We start from the raw sequence: 19,631 nt of genomic DNA, 5'->3' as shown, positions 1-19,631 counted from the left end.
GCCCTGACACCATCATGTCATGAAACACAGCATCGCTCGCGACATCTCCTATGCCAGTTCGGCGCGCACCCGGCGCGGCAAGCTCCTCGTGCGGGGGCTGGAGGCGCTGACAGGTCGTCACAGCCTGTTGTTGCGCGCCAAGGGGTATGATCAGGCCATCGGCCAGGGCGCCATCTTCTGGGAGGAGATGGCCCAGAGATACGGCCTGCAACTGGAGGTGCTGCGCGGAACACTGGACATGATTCCGTCGACCGGACCCGTCGTGGTCGTGGCGAACCACCCATACGGCATTCTCGACGGTCTCATCCTGTCGCTGCTGTTGTCGCGGACACGGGGCGCGGACGGGTTCAAGGTCATCGCGAACGATGTGTTCCTGCGCGCGCCAGACCTTGCCAACGTGATCCTGCCCGTGAATTTCGACGAAACGCGCGCCGCGCAGGCGATCAACCTGCAGATGCGCAAGACGGCACTGGCCTATCTGGCCGGTGGGGGCGCGGTTGGCGTATTCCCCGGTGGCGCCGTCTCGACCCCCGCGCGGCCCTTCGGCCCCGCCAAGGATCCCTATTGGCGCGGGTTCTCGGCCAAGCTGATCCGGCAATCGGGCGCGACCGTGGTTCCCATTCATTTCGAGGGCGCGAACTCGCGCCTGTTCCAACTGGCCAGCCACCTGCACTCGACCCTTCGGCTTGGCCTGTTCGTGCGCGAATTCCGGGCCCGGACGGATGGCCCCGTGCGCCTGTCGGTGGGAACGCCGATCTCTCCGCAGGAAATCGCCGCCCATCCCGGCAATCAGTCCGAGTTGATGGACTGGCTGCGCGGACGGACCTATGCCGCCGGTGGGGACGATGCGGAGCTGGGCTTCGACTGGGATACCCAGAAGGCCGGCTGCACATGACGCCCGGCAGAAAAGGACGACCAACATGAGTGTCGGCATATTCGACAGTGGCCTTGGCGGTCTGACGGTGTGGGACGCGGTGACGCGGCGCCTGCCCGATCTTGCCGTGACCTATTACGGGGACAATGCGAATGCCCCCTATGGCACGCGCACGTCCGAGGACGTGCACCGCCTGACCCGCCGCGCGGTCGAGGCGATGTGGGACGGTGGCTGCGACCTTGTCGTGCTTGCCTGCAACACCGCCAGCGCCGCGGCCCTGCGCCGGATGCAGGAAGATGGCGTCCCCGAAGGCAAGCGCGTGCTGGGCGTCTTCGTTCCGTTGATCGAGGCGATGACCGAACGCAACTGGGGCGACAATTCCCCCCCGCGCGAAGTCGCCGTCAATCAGGTTGCCCTGTTCGCCACACCCGCCACCGTGGCCAGCCGTGCGTTTCAGCGAGAGCTGGCGTTCCGCGCCATCGGTGTCGACGTCGAGGCACAGGCCTGCGGCGGCGTGGTCGACGCGATCGAGGATGGCGACATGATCCTGGCCGAAGCGCTCGTGCGGTCCCATGTGGACGCGCTCAAGCGCAAGATGCCGACGCCCAATGCCGCGATCCTCGGGTGCACCCATTATCCGCTTGTCCAAGACGCGTTTCAGGCGGCACTGGGCGCGGACGTCAAGGTGTTCAGTCAGGCGGACATTGTCGCGGAGAGCCTGGCGGACTACCTGTCACGCAGGCCGGCGATGGCAGCGGGCGGAACGTCCCGGATGCTGACGACCGGCGATCCGGAGAAGGTGTCCGCGCGCGCGACGCAATTCCTGCGCCGGGGCATCACGTTTCAGGCTGCCTGAGGGAGAAGACGACCATGCGTTCACTCAAGAAGACACGCCGCATTCAGGTGATCGCACTGGCCGCCGTGGCATTGGCCGGGTCTGCCGCGCTGATCGGCTATGGCTTTCGCGATGGTATCAACTTCTTCCGCTCGCCCAGTCAGGTCGCCGAAGCGCCGCCGCCCCCGTCCGAGGTGTTCCGCATCGGTGGTCTTGTCGAGGACGGCAGCCTGACGCGCGGGGCCGGAACGACGGTCACATTCGCCGTGACCGATGGCGGGGCGAGCGTGCCCGTCACCTACACCGGGGTCCTGCCCGATCTGTTCGGTGAGGGCGAAGGCATGGTCGGCACCGGCAGCTTCATCAACGGCACCTTCGTGGCGACGGAAATCCTTGCCCGCCACGACGAGACCTACATGCCCAAGGAAGTGATCGATGCGCTGAAGGACCAAGGCGTCTATCAGGCCCCCGAAAGCTGACCTGCTGAAAGCGACTGCAATGACTTCCCCCGTTCGGTCGACGACCCTGTTGGCCGCCCTCTGGATGCTGGGCAGCATTGCATCCTTCACCTTCATGGCCATCGGCGGGCGCGCGGTCGCGGATGTGCATGACACCTTCGAGATCATGCTCTACCGGTCTGCGGTCGGCGTCATCGTCGTGATCGGCGTCGGGATGGCGACGGGGCGCATGGGTCAGGTCACGACCCGCAACCTGCCGTTTCAGGTGCTGCGCAACATGGCGCATTTCACCGGACAGAACCTTTGGTTCCTCGCCGTGACCCTCGTGCCGCTTGCGCAGGTTTTCGCGTTGGAGTTCACGTCCCCCCTCTGGGTGCTACTGCTTGCGCCGCTGATCCTTGGCGAGCGGGTGCGGCCCGCGCAATATGCCGTGGCGGCCATCGGGTTCGCCGGGGTGCTGATCGTGGCCCAGCCGTTTTCCGGCAGCTTCGAGACAGGCCTGATCTGGGCGGGCCTTGCGGCGGTGTTCTTTGCGCTGACCAACCTCATGACACGTCGCCTGACGCGGGATGAGACGGTGATGGGCATCCTGTTCTGGCTGACGGTGCTGCAACTCGTGTTCGGCCTGATCACCGCAGGGTATGACGGCGACATCGCCCTGCCGACCGTGTCGACCCTGCCGTGGGTCGTGACGATCGGGCTTGCGGGCCTGTGCGCGCACTTCTGCCTGACGAACGCATTGTCGCTTGCACCCGCCTCGACGGTGATGCCGGTGGATTTTGCACGTCTGCCGATCGTCGCCCTGATCGGGGCCCTGTTCTACGCCGAACCGCTCGACCCGCTGATTCTGCTGGGCGGCGGCGTGATCGTGGCGGCGGCCTGGGCGAACCTGCGATTGGCCAGACCCGTGTGACATTCGGGCGAAGGGTGCCCTGCTGTTGCGTGGATGCAACCCGGACCGCATCCGCACCGCTTTCCTGTCTTGTTACGCTGCGTCGGATTTGATTACGGCGGTCGGGTTTTTACTACTGGGCCGACGTATCACGTCTGCCGGAGCGCACTCCGGTGGTGGCCCCCTCACAGGCCATCGATCTAGGGAGGATCAAATGAATCGCTTTACACTCGCTGCGGTCGCTTCGATCGCTGGCGCCGGTACCGGCTTTGCCGGTGGTCTCGACCGCTCCGGTCAATCCGTTCTGGCCGTCTTCGATGACGCGAATACCGCGTCGCTGGGCCTGAGCTACGTCAACCCCAACCTGACGGGCAGCGACACGGGCGGCGGCACCGGCAGCTATGACGCCGGCAATTCCTACAGCTCCTACAGCTGGAGCTTCGCGAACGAACTGAACGATCGCTTCAGCTATGCCGTGATCGGGGATCAGCCGTTCGGCGCAGACATTTTTTACAACGACACGCCGCAGACCTCGAACCTCGGCGGCACCACGGCCGATCTGACGTCCGATGCCATCAGCTTCATCGGCAAGTATCAGTTCACCGACCGCATCAGCGTGTTCGGCGGCCTGCGCGCGGAACGCGCGGGCGGCACCGTCGCCCTGAACGGTCAGGCCTATGCCCGCGCGCTGAGCGTGGCATCCGTGGCGAGCGCTGCGGGAACGACGTCGGCCACGCTGGGCGCCGCCCTGCTGGGCGACCCGACCGCGGCCGCGGCCCTTGGTGGCGCCGGCAATGTTGCGGCCCTCGGGGCGCAGGTCAGCGCACTGGGAACCGAGTTTCTGACACCGGGCGTCAACGGGTTCACCGGCTACGACGTGGAAATCGAAGAAAGCTGGGGCGCGGGCGTCACCGTCGGTGCGGCCTATGAAATTCCCGAAATCGCGCTGCGCCTTGCCGTGACCTACCATTCCGAAGTCACCCACACGGGCGACGCGACCGAACGGTTCGGCTTCAACGCGGCTGGCGCCGGCACGCCGATCCCCGGCACCCTGACGTTCCAGTCGCCGCAATCGGTCAACATCGACTTCCAGACCGGCATCAATGAAAAGACGCTGCTGCTTGCCTCGATGCGCTGGACCGACTGGGACGATTTCGACGTCATCCCGACGCAGCTTGGTGCGGACCTTGCCAATATCGACGACAGCTACCGCTGGACCGTCGGCGTGGCGCGTCGCTTCACGCCCGCGCTGGTCGGCCTCGCCTCGGTCACCTACGAAAAGGACGGCGGCGGGGCCACCATTTCCCCCCTCGGGCCGACCGACGGTCAGATCGGTCTTTCGGTCGGGGCGCGCTACACCTCGGGCAACATGAACATCTCCGGCGGTGTCAACTACACCATGGTCGGCGATGCCTTTGCCGGTGTCGGCGGTCAGCCGGTAGCCAGCTTCACGGGCGGCAGCGCAGTCGGCGTCGGCCTGAAGGTCGCCTACAAGTTCTGAGATCGATCCATCAGATCGTGCACAGCGCCCCGTCCCATCGACGGGGCGCATTTCGTTCGGGTCACCAAACCGCAGGAAACGGGTGGCGGGACGCCGCCCCCTGCCGTAGCCCGTCGCCATGAGCACCCGTGACATGACCACCCGCGCCTGGGGCGAACTCGGCCTGCTAGCCCTGATCTGGGGTGGCAGCTTCCTTTCGATCCGCGTCGCGCTGGACGAGATCCCGTTCGTCACCTCCGTCGCCTATAGGGTGGGCGTTGCCGCGTTGATCCTGTGGGTCTACGTCGCCCTGCGCCGCCTGCCCGTCCCGTCCGACTGGCGGACATGGGGGGCGCTTTTGGTGATGGGTCTGCTCAACAACGTCTTTCCGTTCCTCCTGATGGCGTGGGGCCAGTTGCACATCGAGACCGGCCTGACCTCCATCCTGAACGCGGCGACGGCGATCTTCGGTGTTCTTGTGGCCGCGCTGCTGCTTGCCGACGAAAACCTGACGTGGCGCCGCGGAATCGGCGTGTCTATCGGGTTCCTCGGGGTGGCGACTGCCATCGGGTTGCACAACCTCGCGTCCTTCGATCTGCGGTCGGCTGCGCAACTGGCGGTCGTGACGGGCACGATCAGCTATGCTTTCGCATCGGTCTGGGCGCGCGTGCGCCTGACGGGGTTGTCGCCGCAGGTGCAGGCGGCGGGCATGCTGACGGGATCGTCGCTTGTCATGATCCCGCTGGCCCTGACCCTCGACGGGATCGTCGTGCCGACGCAGGGCGATACGATCCTGGCCATCGCCTATTACGCCGTCATCGCCACGGCGGTCGCCTACCTTCTGTATTTCCGCGTCCTCGCCATGGTCGGCAGCGGAAACACCATGCTGTGCACCCTGATGGTCGCGCCGGTTGCCATCCTGCTGGGCGCGTGGCTGCGCGACGAGGTGCTGTCCGCGAATGTCTACCTCGGGTTTGGCCTGCTGGTGGCGGGCCTTCTGATCATCGACGGGCGCGTCCTGCGGGTGCTGATGCGCCGTTGACGCCGCCGGGGGCCACGGCTACGCGAGGGGCCATGTTCTACGACAGCGTATCAGACTGGCGCGATGCCGCCTCCCGCAGGGTGACGTTCTTTGGCATGTCCGGTCTTGGCAAGACGCACGTCAGCCAGATCCTGCGCGACTCCGGGGCGTGGTTCCACTACTCCATCGATTACCGCATCGGCACCGCCTACATGGGCGAGCATATCAACGACAACCTCAAGCGCGAGGCGATGCGCGTGCCTTTCCTTGCGCAACTTCTGCGCACCGACAGCATCTACATCGGCTCCAACATCAGTTTCGGGAACCTCGCCCCGCTGTCGGCATACCTTGGCCAACCGGGCGATCCCGCGCGCGGCGGCCTGCCGATGGCCGAATACGAACGGCGGCAGGAACTGCATGTGCGCGCCGAGATCAACGCCCTGCTGGACACGCCCCATTTCATCGAACGGGCGCGGGACATCTATGGCTACGACAATTTCGTATGCGACACCGGTGGATCCATCTGCGAGGTCGTGGACCCGGAGGATCCGGCCGACCCTGCGTTGACGGCATTGTCGCAAAACTCCCTCATGGTCTGGATCGAAGGGACGCCCGACCATACGCAGACCCTGATCAACCGCTTTGCCCGCGACCCCAAGCCGATGTGCTATCGCCCGGCATTCCTTGCACAGCAGTGGCAGGCGTATCTCGACATGACCGGCACCGCGCCGGATGCGGTGGACCCGCGCGCCTTCGCGGTGCACGCCTATGGGGCGGCGATCGCCGAACGCCACCCCCGCTATGCCGCGATGGCCGCGAACTGGGGCGTGACGACCACCGCCGCCGAGGTCGCGAGCGTCCGTGATGCCGATGACGTGACCGAGCTTGTGTCCGCGGCCCTTGGCAGGGCGGGCAAGGGCGCCTAACTCTTCCGTCCCACGACACCGGAACCGACCATGCCCATTACCCTGCCCCGCGACCTGCCCGCCTACAACGTTCTCGGATCCGAGGGTGTGATGGTGATGTCGGATGCGGATGCCACGCGGCAGGACATTCGCGCGCTGCGCATCGGGTTGCTGAACCTGATGCCGATGAAGATCACCACCGAGACACAGTTCGCCCGCCTGATCGGCGCGACCCCGCTGCAGATCGACCTGACGCTGATCCGCATGACGGAGCACAAGTCGCGCCATACCGCGCCCGAGCACATGGAAAGCTTCTACCGCACCTTTCAGGAGGTGAAGGACCAGAAGTTCGACGGCCTGATCATCACCGGTTCCCCCATCGAACACCTCCCCTTCGAAGAGGTGACCTACTGGGACGAGCTGCGCGAGATCATGGACTGGACGCAGACCAACGTGCATTCCACCTTCGGCGTCTGCTGGGGCGGGATGGCGATGGCCTGGCATTTCCACAAGGTGCACAAGCACATCCTGCCGCAAAAGCACTTCGGCTGTTTCCGGGTTCAGAACGAGGATCCGTCTTCCCCCTATCTGCGCGGGTTTTCCGACGATTGCGTGATCCCGGTGTCGCGCTGGACCGAGGTGCGGCGCGACGAGGTGGAGGCCGCGGGCATGCGCGTCCTGCTCGGGTCCGAGGAAACGGGCCCCTGTCTGATCGAGGACAAGGCCCACCGCGCGATCCACATCTTCAACCACTTCGAATACGACAGCGACACGCTGCAGAAGGAATATGAGCGTGACGTCGCCAATGGCACCCCGATCAACGTGCCCGGCAACTATTATCCCGACGATGATCCCAGCCGCGCGCCCGTCAACCACTGGCGCAGTCACGCACATCTTCTATACGGGAACTGGATCAACGAGATCTATCAGACGACCCCGTTCGACATGTCGCTGATCGGCACGCACCGTCAGGTGCTTGGCGGTCCGACCGAACAGCTGTGATGCCCCGGCGCGCCTTGATCGCGGGTGGCGCATCGGTGGGCCTGACCGCGCTGATCGGGGGCGGCATCGCACGGCGCGCCGCCGCGCGCGAGGCGGCGGCCGAAGCGGCCTTCCCCCCCAGCGGAACGATCCACGACATCGGCGGCGTGCCTGTTCACATGGTCGTCGAGGGTACCGGCCCGGACCTTGTGATGATCCACGGCGCATCCGGCAACCTGCGCGAATGGACGTTCGACCTGATCCCGCGCCTGCGCGACCGCTATCGTTGCATTGCCATCGACCGTCCGGGGCTTGGCTATACCGGGCGCACGAACCCGACCTATGACGCGGCCTGGACCTCCCGCGCCGAAAGCCCGATGGAACAGGCCGCCCTTCTGGCGGCCGCCTACGATACGGTGCGCGCGGACGATGGCGCGCCCATCGTTCTGGGGCACAGTTTCGGGGGCGCCGTCGCGCTGGCTTGGGCATTGGACCATGCAACGCGCGGGCTGGTCCTGCTGGCGCCGGCGGCAATGCGGTGGCAGGGCGGCTTGGGCCCGCTATATGCGGTCAACGCCTCGGCGCCCGGCGGGGCCGTCGCCGTGCCCGCGATCACCGCGATGGTGCCAGACACCAAGATCGACGACATCACCCGCGCCATCTTTCGCCCCGACCCGATGCCGACCGGGTATCTCGACCATATCGGCGGGCAGCTGACGTTGCGGCGGCGGTCGTTGCGCGCAAATGCGCGGCAGGTGAATGGCCTCAAGCCGCATATCACCGCGATGCAGGCGCGCTATACCGGCCTGACCCTGCCGATCGAATGGCTGCACGGCACCGCCGACACGATCGTCCCGGCCTCCGTCCACGCGCATCCGTTCAAGCAGATCGTGCCCCACACCAATCTGACGCTGCTGGAGGGTACGGGCCACATGCCGCATCATGTGCACCCCGACGCCGTCATCGACGCGATCGACCGCATCGACGGCGCCGCGTAGCCCCCGGCCCGTCGCCCTAACGGCGGGGCAGATGTTGGGGGGCTGGCCGTGCGCGCGCAGCCTCTCCATATAGGACAGACCGAGGAAAGGACGCGCCCCATGGAAAAACCCTTCGACGCCGCCATCACCCGCTACTACGAGGACGCGGCCCCGGAGGAGATCCGCCGCGCCATCGAGGAGGGGTCGAAGAAGGACATCCTGACCGATGACTTTCCTTACGACCGCTGGATGGAAAAGGACGACTACGAAGAGCAACTAGCCGATCTTCAGATCGAGCTGGTCAAGTGTCAGGCGTGGCTGCGCGACAGCAAGACGCGCGTCGCGGTGGTGTTCGAAGGCCGTGATGCCGCCGGCAAGGGCGGGACGATCAAGCGGATGCGCGAAAACCTGAACCCGCGGATCGCGCGGGTCGTGGCCCTGCAAAAGCCGACGGACCGCGAAGCCGGCCAATGGTATTTTCAGCGCTACGTCTGCCACCTGCCCGCGCACGGCGAGATGGTCCTGTTCGACCGCAGCTGGTACAATCGGGCGGTCGTGGAACATGTCTTCGACTTCTGCACGCCGGAGCAGCGCGAGGTCTTTTTCGGACAGGTCCCCGATTTCGAGCGGATGCAGGTCGAGGAAGGCACGACGTTGATCAAGGTCTGGCTGAACGTCGGGCGGGCCGAGCAGCTGCGCCGGTTCCTCGCCCGCGAGGAGGACGCGCTCAAGCATTGGAAGCTGTCGTGGATCGACGTGGAGGGGTTGTCCCGCTGGGATGCCTATACGGTCGCGATCCACGAAACCTTCGAGCGCACCCATACCGCCACCGCCCCCTGGACGGTCGTACGGTCCGACGACAAGCGGCGCGCGCGGTTGGAGACCATTCGGTCCGTTCTGTGCCGTATCGAATATGCCGGTCGGGACGACAGCAAGCTGATCATCGATCCGGCGATTGCCGGCGGGCCGGAGCTTTGGCTGAACGGTGCCTAAACGCGGCTATCATCACGGCAACCTGCGACAGGCCTTGGTCGATGCTGCCCTTTCCCTGATCGAGGAAAAGGGCCCGACCGGCTTTACCCTGTCGGAGGCGGCGAAACAGGCGGGCGTCACGCCAGCCGCGGTCTATCGCCATTTCGAGGGGCGAGAGGACCTGATCATCGAATGCGCCCTTCAGGGCCACGAGATCTTTGGCGACCTGATGGAATATGCCTTCGAATCCGGTCAGCCTTCGGCGCTGTCGGCATTCGAGGCGACGGGCCGGGCCTATCTTGCCTTTGCGCGCAAGCATCCCGGTCACTACATGGCGATGTTCGAAAGCGGCTTGTCCCGCCATGCGACGCCCGAACTGAGCCGTGCGGTGAACCGGTCGCGGGGGGTTCTGGAACAGGCCGCCGAGAACCTGTCACGCCACATCCCCGAGGATCGCCGCCCCCCCGCGGCCATGGTCAGCGCCCATATCTGGGCGATGTCGCACGGCGTGGTGGAGCTGTTCGCGCGGGGCAAGCCGGGCGCGAACACGCCGTTCCCGCCCGAGGATCTGCTGGAAGCGGGGATCGGTGTGTATCTTCGCGGTCTGGGGTTGGTCGCCGCCGAATCCTGACGCACCTGCGCGCCTTCGGTGTCCGCCTGAAAGAGCGACCGCAGAACACCTTTCGCCCGGTTTTGTTCCCCGGAGTCCTTCCGTTTTCACGCCTGTGTGTGCCGTTCTCGCGCGTTGGTGAAGTTGGTGCAAAGCGGCTTTCTGGATGTGCATGGGCGCACCCTTATCGCTTCTTTATCACGCTTCCGTTCATTGAAGGCGGGTCGGGGCAGGTCTAAATCCAACTCATCGGCAGGCAATGATGCCAAGCCACACAGAGACCAACAGCCCCGGCGCACAATCGCGGGGCGCACAGACAAGGAACAAGACCATGAAAACGCTTATCGCTTCTGCCCTGATCGCAACCGCTGGCCTGTCCGGCGCCGCCACCGCGCAGACCGTCAATGCCGGTCCGCTGGCCGCGATCCAGCACTTCAACCAGGATATCGACAGCAAGAACGAACGCGCCACGCCCGTCGGCGGTGTCGCAGGCGATTCCACCGCCTCCAGCCGTTCGGGTTCGTTCGACGAAGCCTACCGTCAGTTCAACCAGGACGCCGACAACCGCAACGAACTGCGCGGTGTGAACGGGTCCACCACGGTTCAGTCGCAGGCAACCTATGGTTCGGACATCTTCGCACGTATCGATGCCGAGAGCCGCGAAAACGACTGATATGGGTCGCTGACACCGGGGGCTTCCCCAGCCCCGGAATGCAGCCAGACGATACCCCTCGCCCGATCCCTCGGGGCGAGGGGTATTTTCGTTCAGCCGCCCAGCGTTCCCAGGATCCGTGCCCAGCATCGTGCGCCGACGTGGAATGACGACACGTCGTATTTCTCGTTCGGGGAATGGATCGCGTCCGACGATTTGGCGAACCCGGTCAGCATCGAATCCATCCCGAGGATGGTCTGGAAATGGGTTGCGATCGGAATGGACCCCGCGCCGCCCGTCAGGGTGGCAGGCATTCCCCACTCGACCCCAAGCGCATCGCGGGCGGCGTCGAAGGCCGGATGCTCCATCGTCATCGTCGCTGCGGCCCCTGCCCCGTGGTCCGCGAATGTCACGCGGCAATCGCCGGGCATCTGGGCAAGTACCCAGTCACGGAACGATTCCCGAATGCGGGCCGGATCCTGTCCACCCACAAGGCGAAAGCTGACCTTGGCCCGCGCCTCTGACGGCAGAACCGTCTTGAAGCCCGCCCCGGTATAGCCCGAGGACAGGCCATTGATCTCGGCCGTCGGACGCGACCACAGCATCTCCAGCGCCGTGCGCCCCTTTTCCCCGGCAAGGTCCGCCAGCCCCACCTCGCCAAGGAACGCCTCGGCCGAGAAGTTCAGGCCGCGCCAGCCCTCCATCACCTCTTGCGGCACCTCGGCCACGCCGTCGTAGAAGCCCGGAAGCGTGACCGCGCCGTCATCGTCGTGCAGCCCCCCGAGGATACGCGTCAGAACGCGGGCCGGATTCATGGCGGGGCCGCCATACATGCCCGAATGCAGATCGCGATCCGGGCCCGTAACCGTGATCTCCTCGCCGACGAGGCCGCGCAGACTGCTCAGGATGGTGGGTTCGCGGTCATCGAACAGGCCCGTGTCGCAGATCAACGCGACCTCCGCGCGCAGCTCCTCGGCATTGTCCTTCAGGAACGGCACCAGCGAAGGTGAGCCGGACTCCTCCTCCCCCTCGATCAGGACCGTGATCCGGCAGGGCAGCGAACCGGTCTCATCGCGCCAGGCGCGGCAGGCTTCGAGGAAGGTCATCAACTGGCCCTTGTCGTCGCTGGCCCCCCGTGCCCGGATGACCGGTCCGTTGGCCGTCTCTTCGACCACCGGGTCGAACGGATCGCGCGTCCACAGGGCCAGCGGGTCCACCGGCTGCACGTCGTAGTGGCCATAGAACAGGACATGCCGGTCCCCCGCACCGCCGTGCGCCACGACCATCGGGTGTCCGGGGGTGGGCCGCTTCGACGCCTCGAATCCGAGGTCCGTCAATTCGGCCACCAGCCAGTCGGCCGCCGCCTCGCAATCGCCCGCATGCGCCGGATCGGTCGAGATGGAGGGGATGCGCAGAAGCGCGGTCAGACGGTCGAGCGCGGCGGATTGGCCCGCATCCAGACGGTCGAGAACGGCGGGGATCGGATCGGACATCGAATGGCCTATGGGTTGGAGTGTTTCGCTGGCGAACGTGCGCCCTGTCGTGGAAGGTGTCCAGAGGTGCCGACGCGGCACGACCATCTGCGCAAGCGCACTGGGCAAATGCCCGGTTTCGCGCTAAGTCGCCCAGCACGACGACAATCGCGGAGGCCCAGATGCGCAACCCGACATCCCTTCTGACGCCGGTTCTGCTGGCCATGTCACTGGCGATGCCAGCCTCGGCACAGGATGTGCCGGACCAGAGGACGGCCAAGCGGGAGCTGTTCGGAACCCGCAATTCGGACATGTCGATCCTGCAGCATCCTTCCCTGTCCGATCTCGACCTTGCCACGCTGCGCGAGATGCCGCGCCTTGCATCGCTCAAGTATTACGGGGCGCTGGCGATTGCACCCGATGCGGGTCTGCAGGCGGATACCTCGACCGGTGCGTTCAACTATCATTCCCTGCAGGCGGCGCGCGCCGCCGCGGTTGCCGGGTGTAACGACAAGCGGTCCGGCGGTGCGGCCTGTGTGGTTGTGGCCGAAGTGACGCCGCGCCGCTACGAGGCCGGCCGCGCCCTGACGCTGAGCCAGGATGCCAGTCGCGCCGTAGACGGCCGCGATTTCGGGCGTGCGGGTGCCAATGCGGCCCTTGCGATCAGTCCGGGCACCGGAGCATGGGGCCTCGGCGATGGCGGTGCCGCGGCAATTTCGACCTGCGCGGCCTCGGGTGCGGGCGACTGCACCGTTGCGGTTGCGAAGTGACCGGCGCTTTGCGCGACAAACTGTAACCTGTTCTCGACAGGTTGGGGGCACTACATGCCCAAGAACCGACGGGCGGGATGGCCCACACGAAAAGGACGACCGTATGACCGATTATGCGCTGGCGCTGGACAAGGCGATTGCTGCCCTCCACGAAGAAGGCCGCTACCGGACCTTCATCGATATCGAGCGTCACCGCGGTCAATTCCCCCACGCCACCTGGAACAAGGCCGACGGCACCACGCAGGAGATTACCGTCTGGTGCGGGAACGACTACCTCGGGATGGGTCAGCATCCCGTCGTTCTGTCGGCGATGCATGACGCAATCGAGGCGACGGGCGCGGGCTCGGGTGGGACGCGCAACATCTCGGGCACGACGGTGTTCCACAAGGAACTGGAATCGGAGCTTGCCGACCTGCACGGCAAGGAGGCGGCGCTGGTCTTCACCTCGGCCTACATCGCCAACGACGCCACGCTGTCGACCCTGCCCAAGCTGTTCCCCGGCCTGATCATCTATTCCGACGCCCTGAACCATGCCTCGATGATCGAAGGCGTGCGCCGCAACGGCGGGGCCAAGCGCATCTTCCGCCACAACGATCTGGCCCACCTGCGCGAGCTTCTGGAAGCGGACGATCCGCAGGCGCCCAAGCTGATCGCCTTCGAATCGATCTATTCGATGGACGGCGACTTCGGCCTGATTGCCGAAATCTGTGACCTTGCCGATGAATTCGGTGCGCTGACCTACATCGACGAGGTGCACGCCGTCGGCATGTATGGCCCCCGCGGTGGCGGTGTCGCCGAACGCGATGGTCTGATGGACCGGCTGGACATCATCAATGGCACGTTGGCCAAGGCCTATGGCGTGATGGGCGGCTATATCGCGGCCTCGGCCCGCATGTGCGATGCGATCCGCAGCTATGCGCCCGGTTTCATCTTCACGACGTCGATCCCGCCCGCGATCGCCGCCGGTGCGGCGGCCAGTGTCCGTCACCTCAAGACAGATCAGGCGCTGCGTGATCTGCATCAGGAACGCGCGGCCGTCCTGAAGCTGCGCCTGCGCGGCCTCGGCCTGCCGATCATCGACCACGGCAGCCATATCGTGCCGGTCCATGTCGGCGATCCGGTCAAGTGCAAGATGATCTCGGACCGGCTTCTGTCGGACCACGGCGTCTATGTGCAGCCGATCAATTACCCCACCGTTCCACGCGGGACGGAACGCCTCCGCTTCACCCCTTCACCCGTGCACAATCCGCCAATGATTGACGCACTCGTGCGCGGGATGGACGATCTGTGGTCGCATTGTGCGCTAAATCGTGCCCAAGCCGCAGGTTGATTGAAACCGTGCATTGTAGGTCGATAGGTGCTAGCCTAAGGCTGGCAGTGGGGTAACGACTGGGGAGTCGGAGCCCATATCGAGACGGAATCGCGCACAAAGAGGCGCGACCACAATCTTCGAGGGGCAGGCTTATGTTTTTCCGTAAGTCGAAATTCATCTCTAAAGTCATGAGCCCTGATCGGGGTTTCGATTCCTATGAGATGCGACTGGGCGACGAAATGCGTGGAGAGCGCGCGACCTTGGGCAAATCGCTCATGGATGTGCAGCGGGAGCTTCGCATTCGCGCCAGTTACATCGCCGCTATCGAAAACGCGGATCTGTCCGCATTCGACAGTCAGTCCTTCGTCGCCGGTTATGTCCGCAGCTATGCGCGCTATCTCGCCATGGACCCCGAGATCGTGTTCGCGCGGTTCTGCGAGGAATCCGGCTTTGGCGGCATCTCGGCCCTCAAACCGATGGAATCGGAAATTCCGCGCAAGACGGGCCTTGGGCCCCTGCCCGCGCTTGGTGCCGTCGCCTCGGGCACTTTGGCCAAGAAGAACAAGGCCGCAGCGCCGGTCGATCCGTTGATGGGATCCGGCAATCCGTTCGCCAACAAGGCTACACCGGTTTTCGCAGGGTTCGAGCCCGGCGCATTGGGATCGCTTGCCGTTCTGGCCCTGTTGGTCGGCGGTCTCGGCTACGGTGGCTGGACCCTCGTGCAGGAGATTCAGCGCGTGCAGGTCGCGCCGGTGGAACAGGCGCCCGAACTGGTGGCGGAACTCGACCCCCTCGCCCCGACCCTTGCGCAAAGCGACACGCCCGAGGTTGTTGGCGTCGATGTGCCCGCGCCGTCCGATGCGCTGACCCGTCTGTACCGGCCCCAGGCCCTTGATGCGCCGATCCTGACCGCGCGCGATGCGCCGATCGCGACGATCCGTCCGGGCACGACCGGGGCGCTCGCCTCGGCCACGCCAACCACCGATTCCGATGCCTTCGGCACCGCCATCGACCGCGCCCTTGCCGAAGCCGTGGCCGTTGACGCCACCGTTGACACACCCGCAGGTCCGACCACGCCCAAGGTTCTGGCATCCGCGCCCGATGCCGTCGTGATCGTGGCCGCCCGCAATGCATGGGTCCGCGTCCGCACCGCCGATGGGCAGGAGCTGTTGCAGCGGGAATTGGCCGCCGGCGATACGTTCGAGATCCCGGCAACGGATTCCCCCGTGTCCCTGCGCACCGGCAACACCGGCGCGGTCTTCTTTTCCGTCGCGGGTCAGACATATGGCCCCATCGCTCCCGGCGCACAGGTCCTGACCACGGACATCTCGGCCGAGCTGGTGACGGAGACCTATGCCCTTGCCGACCTGACGGACGACAGCGACATCGCCCGCGTCGTGGCCGAACTGGCGGCGGAACCCGCCCTTCCGGGTGCTGACACAACGGCCGAGTGACCGGTTGCGCCGCGCCCTGCGGGGCCTTACCTCGGTAGGGTAATCCGCAGACGAGGCCGCAAATGTCCCTTCACGCCATCCGCCCCTGGCGACAGATCGACCGCCGGAAATCCCGTCAGATCATGGTCGGCAACGTGCCCGTCGGTGGCGATGCGCCGATCACCGTCCAGACGATGACCAACACGTTGACCACCGATGTGGCGGCGACCATCGCGCAGGTGCAGGCGGCGGCCGAGGCGGGCGCCGACATCGTCCGCGTCTCCGTCCCCGATGAGGCGTCATCCAAGGCCCTTAAGGAGATCGTGCGCGAAAGCCCGGTCCCGATCGTCGCCGACATCCATTTCCACTACAAACGCGGGATCGAGGCCGCCGAGGCCGGGGCCGCCTGCCTGCGGATCAACCCCGGCAACATCGGTGATGCCACCCGCGTGGCCGAAGTGATCAAGGCCGCGCGCGATCATGCCTGCTCGATCCGCATTGGCGTGAATGCGGGTAGCCTTGAAAAGCATCTGCTTGAAAAATACGGAGAACCCTGCCCCGATGCGATGATCGAAAGCGGGCTGGACCATATTCGCATCCTCGAGGACAACGATTTCCACGAGTACAAGATCAGCTGCAAGGCATCGGACGTCTTCATGGCCGCCGCCGCCTATCAGGGTCTGGCCGAACAGACCGACGCACCGATCCACCTGGGCATCACCGAGGCTGGTGGCCTGACCTCCGGCACGATCAAGTCGGCGATCGGCCTTGGCAACCTCTTGTGGATGGGGATCGGTGACACGATCCGCGTTTCCCTGTCTGCGGACCCGGTGGAGGAGGTCAAGGTCGGTTACGAGATCCTGAAATCCCTCGGCCTGCGTCACCGGGGCGTCAACGTCATCTCCTGCCCGTCGTGCGCGCGTCAGGGGTTCGACGTGATCAAGACGGTCGAGGCGCTGGAAAAGCGGCTGGAACACATCAAGACGCCCATGTCCCTTTCCATCATCGGCTGCGTCGTCAACGGCCCCGGTGAGGCCCTGATGACCGATGTCGGCTTCACCGGTGGCGGCAACGGGGCGGGCATGGTCTATCTGGCCGGCAAGCAGAGCCACAAGCTGTCCAACGACCAGATGGTCGACCACATCGTCGAACAGGTCGAGAAGCGCGCCGCCCAGATCGAGGCGCAGAACACCGCGACAGCCGCCGCCGAATAGTCGCGCCACTGGCGTTCCTGATACCGCAGAAAAAAAAACCGGGGGGCCTGACAGCCCCCCGGTTCTTTCGTTCGCCGGTGGCGGCGCCTACCGCTCCGGGATCAGCCCCTTGGGCGAGAACCGAAGCACCAGCAGCAGGATCGCCCCCATCGTCAGCAACCGCATATGCGCGACCGAGTCGATCAGATGCCCCTTGAGCCACGATCCATCGGCCATGCCGGCGGTGACGGCATTCATGATCATGAAGCCGATAGGCTCTACCTGAACCCACAGCCACCAGACAAGGAACCCGCCCAGAACGGCGCCCCAATTGTTGCCGGACCCGCCGACGATCACCATCACCCAGACAAGGAAGGTGTAGCGCAGCGGCTGATAGGTGCCCGGCGTCAGCTGTCCGTCGAGGGTGGTCATCATCGCCCCTGCCAGGCCGCAGACCGCCGATCCCAGCACGAAGATCTGCAGGTGACGGCGGGTGACGTCCTTGCCCATCGCCTCTGCCGCATCCTCGTTGTCGCGAATGGCGCGCATCATCCGCCCCCATGGCGAGGCAAGGGCCGCCTGCGCCAGCCAGAGCAGGATCGCGAGGACCGCCAGGAACAAGGCCGTATAGCCCAGCTTGACCGTGATCGACGAGGCCGTCACCGGGTCGAACCCCCAGGCGGTCATGCGCGCCACGAAGGCTTCGGAGTTCTGAAGGTCGATCTCATAGGGAACGGGGCGCGGCAGGCCGATCACGTTCTTGACGCCGCGCGACATCCAATCCTCGTGCTTGAGGACCGCGATGATGATTTCCGCGATGCCAAGCGTCGCAATCGCAAGATAGTCCGAGCGCAGGCCAAGGGCGGTCTTGCCGATGATCCACGCCGCCCCAGCCGCCAACGCACCGCCAACGGGCCAGGACAGGATCACGGGCAGGCCAAGACCACCAAGGTAGCCGGTCGCAGCGGGGTCCACAGACTCGATCGCTGCCACGCCCTGATCGAAGACGGACCGGAAGATGAAGAAGCCGGCAATCAGGATGACGGCCACGACCACGCCGCGATAGCGCGTGATCCGCGACCAGACGAGGATCGCGGCGATGACCGTTGCGCCGCCAAGGGCCAGCCCCGCCAGAACACGCGCGCCGCCCACGGCCCATGCCTCGCCCGTCGGGGGCATCGACACGAGAACGGCACCCAGACCGCCAAGGGCGACAAACCCCATGATGCCGACATTGAAGAGGCCCGCATAGCCCCACTGCATGTTCACCCCGAGCGCCATGATCGCCGAGATCAGGCCCATGTTCAGGATCGTCAGCGTAAGGTTCCATGACTGCAGCAAGCCAGTCGCCACGAACAGGACGATGACGAAGGCGAACAGGGCAAGGTCGCGTGGACGCAGCGTATTCATACCGATTTCCCCGCGAACAATCCGGTGGGCCGGAACAAAAGGACGATCAGAAGGATCATGAAGCTGACCGCGAACTTGTAGTCCGTGGACAGAAGCTGGACGAGGTTGTCGGGTTCCCATGCCTCCGGCAGGGCGTATCCCAGCACCTTCTTGAGGGGATAGGTGATCGTCACTTCCGCGAAGGCAATGACGAACCCGCCCGCGATCGCCCCGAGCGGCGACCCGAGCCCCCCCACGATCGCGGCCGCGAATATCGGCAGCAAAAGTTGGAAATAGGTGAAGGGCTTGAAGGACTTGTCGAGACCATAGAGCGTGCCGGCGATGGTCGCCAAGGCCGCCACGATCAACCAGGTATAGACCACCACCCGTTCCGGGTTGATACCCGACAACAGGGCCAGATCCTCGTTATCGGAAAAGGCGCGCATCGATTTTCCGGTCCGCGTCTTGTTGAGGAACCAGAACAGCAAGGCGACGACGACGATCGCGACGATCACCGTGATCACCTGCGTCGTGCGGACCGCCAAGCCTTCGTCCAGCCCGGTCAAAGTCTTGAAATCGCGGGCCGAGATCAGGAAACGCTCGCCATCCGCGAACCTCTGGTCATCGGGACCGATGATGAACCGCACGAGACCGTTCATCACGAACATCACGCCAAGCGATGCGATGACGAAGGTCACGGGCGCCGCCTTGGTCCGGCGATAAAAGCGATAGACCAGGCGATCGGTGCCCAGCACCAGCAGGGACGCCGCGGCGATCCCCACGGGCAATGCAAGCAACGCCGTCGGAAGCGGCCCGAACGACACGCCGGCGGCCTGCAGGCCCCATGTGCACAGGATCACGGCCATCGTCCCGAAGGCCATCGTGTCACCATGGGCGAAATTCGAAAACCGCAGGATCCCGTAGACGAGCGTGACGCCAAGCGCGCCCAAGGCCAGTTGGGAACCATAGGCAATCGCCGGAACCAACACGAAGTTGGCCAGGACGATGAATGCATTCAGAAGGTCCATCACAGTGCCTCCGTTTTCTGACAGGAGCCGAAGCTCTGGATGGCGACAATGTCTTCGCGAAAGACCGAATGGCTGGAATGGACGGCGCGCCCGTTCGACAGGACCGTCGTCGCCCGGATCCGACCGGCGACGTCCTGCACGAAGCTGACGACACCCTTACCGGCGGAGGCGGTGACGGCGTGGTCGCGGATCGGGTTGACGGACCAGGCAGAGCCGTCATCGTCAAGCCTGTAGACCATGTCACGCGCTGGATCGCTCTGCGTGCAGGTATGCGCCGAACAGGTGGTTTCGAACCGACATTCGTAGACGAGGGACGCCGCGATGGACGGCCCGGTCGACAGGATCGACAGCGCGACGGCAAGAAGGACAGGACGCAT

General features: G+C 65.2%; 20 protein-coding genes. 16 read left to right on the top strand and 4 right to left on the bottom strand.

The features are described 5' to 3' along the window. The first annotated feature begins 19 nt into the window (after nt 1-19). The 12 genes from V6N07_RS02100 (at nt 20) to V6N07_RS02045 (ending at nt 10,678) form a co-directional block, all read left to right on the top strand. A complete protein-coding gene (locus V6N07_RS02100) occupies nt 20-895 on the top strand; it encodes a lysophospholipid acyltransferase family protein (RefSeq protein ID WP_371153655.1) in 876 nt (291 codons plus the stop codon). A 25-nt stretch (nt 896-920) separates the two neighbouring features. After that, the gene (locus tag V6N07_RS02095; protein ID WP_371153653.1) at nt 921-1,730 is read left to right on the top strand and encodes a glutamate racemase; all 810 of its coding nucleotides are present in this window, start codon (nt 921-923) and stop codon (nt 1,728-1,730) included. A gap of 14 nt (nt 1,731-1,744) precedes the next feature. After that, complete coding sequence (ccmE, locus tag V6N07_RS02090; protein ID WP_371153651.1) at nt 1,745-2,188, top strand: cytochrome c maturation protein CcmE; 444 nt, start codon at nt 1,745-1,747, stop codon at nt 2,186-2,188. A gap of 19 nt (nt 2,189-2,207) precedes the next feature. Further along, on the top strand, nt 2,208-3,080 hold the full coding sequence (locus tag V6N07_RS02085; protein ID WP_371153649.1) for a DMT family transporter: 873 nt from the start codon (nt 2,208-2,210) through the stop codon (nt 3,078-3,080). Nucleotides 3,081-3,273: 193 nt separating this feature from the next. After that, on the top strand, nt 3,274-4,560 hold the full coding sequence (locus V6N07_RS02080) for an OmpP1/FadL family transporter (protein ID WP_371153647.1): 1,287 nt from the start codon (nt 3,274-3,276) through the stop codon (nt 4,558-4,560). A 118-nt stretch (nt 4,561-4,678) separates the two neighbouring features. Further along, nucleotides 4,679-5,581 carry a DMT family transporter gene (locus V6N07_RS02075; protein WP_371153645.1) on the top strand — a complete coding sequence of 301 codons (903 nt, stop codon included), beginning with the start codon at nt 4,679-4,681 and terminating at the stop codon, nt 5,579-5,581. A gap of 32 nt (nt 5,582-5,613) precedes the next feature. Then, complete coding sequence (locus V6N07_RS02070) at nt 5,614-6,486, top strand: ATPase (protein ID WP_371153643.1); 873 nt, start codon at nt 5,614-5,616, stop codon at nt 6,484-6,486. Nucleotides 6,487-6,516: 30 nt separating this feature from the next. Further along, nucleotides 6,517-7,467, top strand: a complete 951-nt coding sequence (gene metA, locus V6N07_RS02065; RefSeq protein ID WP_371153641.1) for a homoserine O-succinyltransferase — start codon at nt 6,517-6,519, stop codon at nt 7,465-7,467. Then, nucleotides 7,467-8,444, top strand: coding sequence for an alpha/beta fold hydrolase (locus V6N07_RS02060; protein WP_371153639.1), 978 nt, complete (start codon nt 7,467-7,469; stop codon nt 8,442-8,444). The genes metA and V6N07_RS02060 overlap by 1 nt, the downstream gene beginning before the upstream one ends. 99 nt (nt 8,445-8,543) lie before the next feature. Continuing rightward, nucleotides 8,544-9,416: a polyphosphate kinase 2 gene (ppk2, locus tag V6N07_RS02055; protein ID WP_371153638.1), complete on the top strand. Its 873-nt coding sequence runs from the start codon at nt 8,544-8,546 to the stop codon at nt 9,414-9,416. Further along, complete coding sequence (locus V6N07_RS02050) at nt 9,409-10,026, top strand: TetR/AcrR family transcriptional regulator (protein ID WP_371153636.1); 618 nt, start codon at nt 9,409-9,411, stop codon at nt 10,024-10,026. The genes ppk2 and V6N07_RS02050 overlap by 8 nt, the downstream gene beginning before the upstream one ends. 310 nt (nt 10,027-10,336) lie before the next feature. Further along, nucleotides 10,337-10,678, top strand: a complete 342-nt coding sequence (locus V6N07_RS02045; RefSeq protein WP_371153635.1) for a hypothetical protein — start codon at nt 10,337-10,339, stop codon at nt 10,676-10,678. A gap of 92 nt (nt 10,679-10,770) precedes the next feature. Here V6N07_RS02045 and V6N07_RS02040 read toward each other — a convergent pair whose 3' ends face one another. Beyond that, nucleotides 10,771-12,150 (bottom strand): M20/M25/M40 family metallo-hydrolase, encoded by a 1,380-nt coding sequence (locus V6N07_RS02040; protein WP_371153633.1) that lies wholly within the window; start codon nt 12,148-12,150, stop codon nt 10,771-10,773. A 161-nt stretch (nt 12,151-12,311) separates the two neighbouring features. Between V6N07_RS02040 and V6N07_RS02035 the strand changes: the two genes are divergently transcribed. The 4 genes from V6N07_RS02035 to ispG all read left to right on the top strand — a co-directional run bounded on the left by V6N07_RS02035 (nt 12,312) and on the right by ispG (nt 16,858). Then, entirely contained in the window at nt 12,312-12,899 is a 588-nt protein-coding gene (locus tag V6N07_RS02035) for a 5-aminolevulic acid synthase (protein ID WP_371153631.1), read from the top strand. Nucleotides 12,900-13,002: 103 nt separating this feature from the next. After that, nucleotides 13,003-14,229: a 5-aminolevulinate synthase gene (gene hemA, locus V6N07_RS02030; RefSeq protein ID WP_371153629.1), complete on the top strand. Its 1,227-nt coding sequence runs from the start codon at nt 13,003-13,005 to the stop codon at nt 14,227-14,229. Between the two features lie 170 nt (nt 14,230-14,399). Next, complete coding sequence (locus tag V6N07_RS02025; protein WP_371153627.1) at nt 14,400-15,665, top strand: helix-turn-helix domain-containing protein; 1,266 nt, start codon at nt 14,400-14,402, stop codon at nt 15,663-15,665. Nucleotides 15,666-15,727: 62 nt separating this feature from the next. Continuing rightward, nucleotides 15,728-16,858, top strand: coding sequence for a flavodoxin-dependent (E)-4-hydroxy-3-methylbut-2-enyl-diphosphate synthase (gene ispG / locus V6N07_RS02020; RefSeq protein WP_371153625.1), 1,131 nt, complete (start codon nt 15,728-15,730; stop codon nt 16,856-16,858). A gap of 87 nt (nt 16,859-16,945) precedes the next feature. Here the strand turns inward: ispG and V6N07_RS02015 are convergent, their stop codons facing one another. Genes V6N07_RS02015 through V6N07_RS02005 form a run of 3 tightly spaced genes read right to left on the bottom strand, consistent with a single transcriptional unit; the run spans nt 16,946 to nt 19,631 of the window. Next, entirely contained in the window at nt 16,946-18,247 is a 1,302-nt protein-coding gene (locus V6N07_RS02015; protein ID WP_371153624.1) for a branched-chain amino acid ABC transporter permease, read from the bottom strand. Then, a complete protein-coding gene (locus tag V6N07_RS02010) occupies nt 18,244-19,254 on the bottom strand; it encodes a branched-chain amino acid ABC transporter permease (RefSeq protein WP_371153623.1) in 1,011 nt (336 codons plus the stop codon). The genes V6N07_RS02015 and V6N07_RS02010 overlap by 4 nt, the downstream gene beginning before the upstream one ends. After that, nucleotides 19,254-19,631 (bottom strand): hypothetical protein, encoded by a 378-nt coding sequence (locus V6N07_RS02005; protein WP_371153622.1) that lies wholly within the window; start codon nt 19,629-19,631, stop codon nt 19,254-19,256. Before V6N07_RS02005 ends, V6N07_RS02010 begins: the two co-directional genes overlap by 1 nt.

It is taken from the genome of Jannaschia sp. 2305UL9-9 (assembly GCF_041403465.1).
Taxonomy (GTDB): domain Bacteria; phylum Pseudomonadota; class Alphaproteobacteria; order Rhodobacterales; family Rhodobacteraceae; genus Jannaschia.
This window is presented reverse-complemented; position numbering and strand designations above follow the sequence as displayed.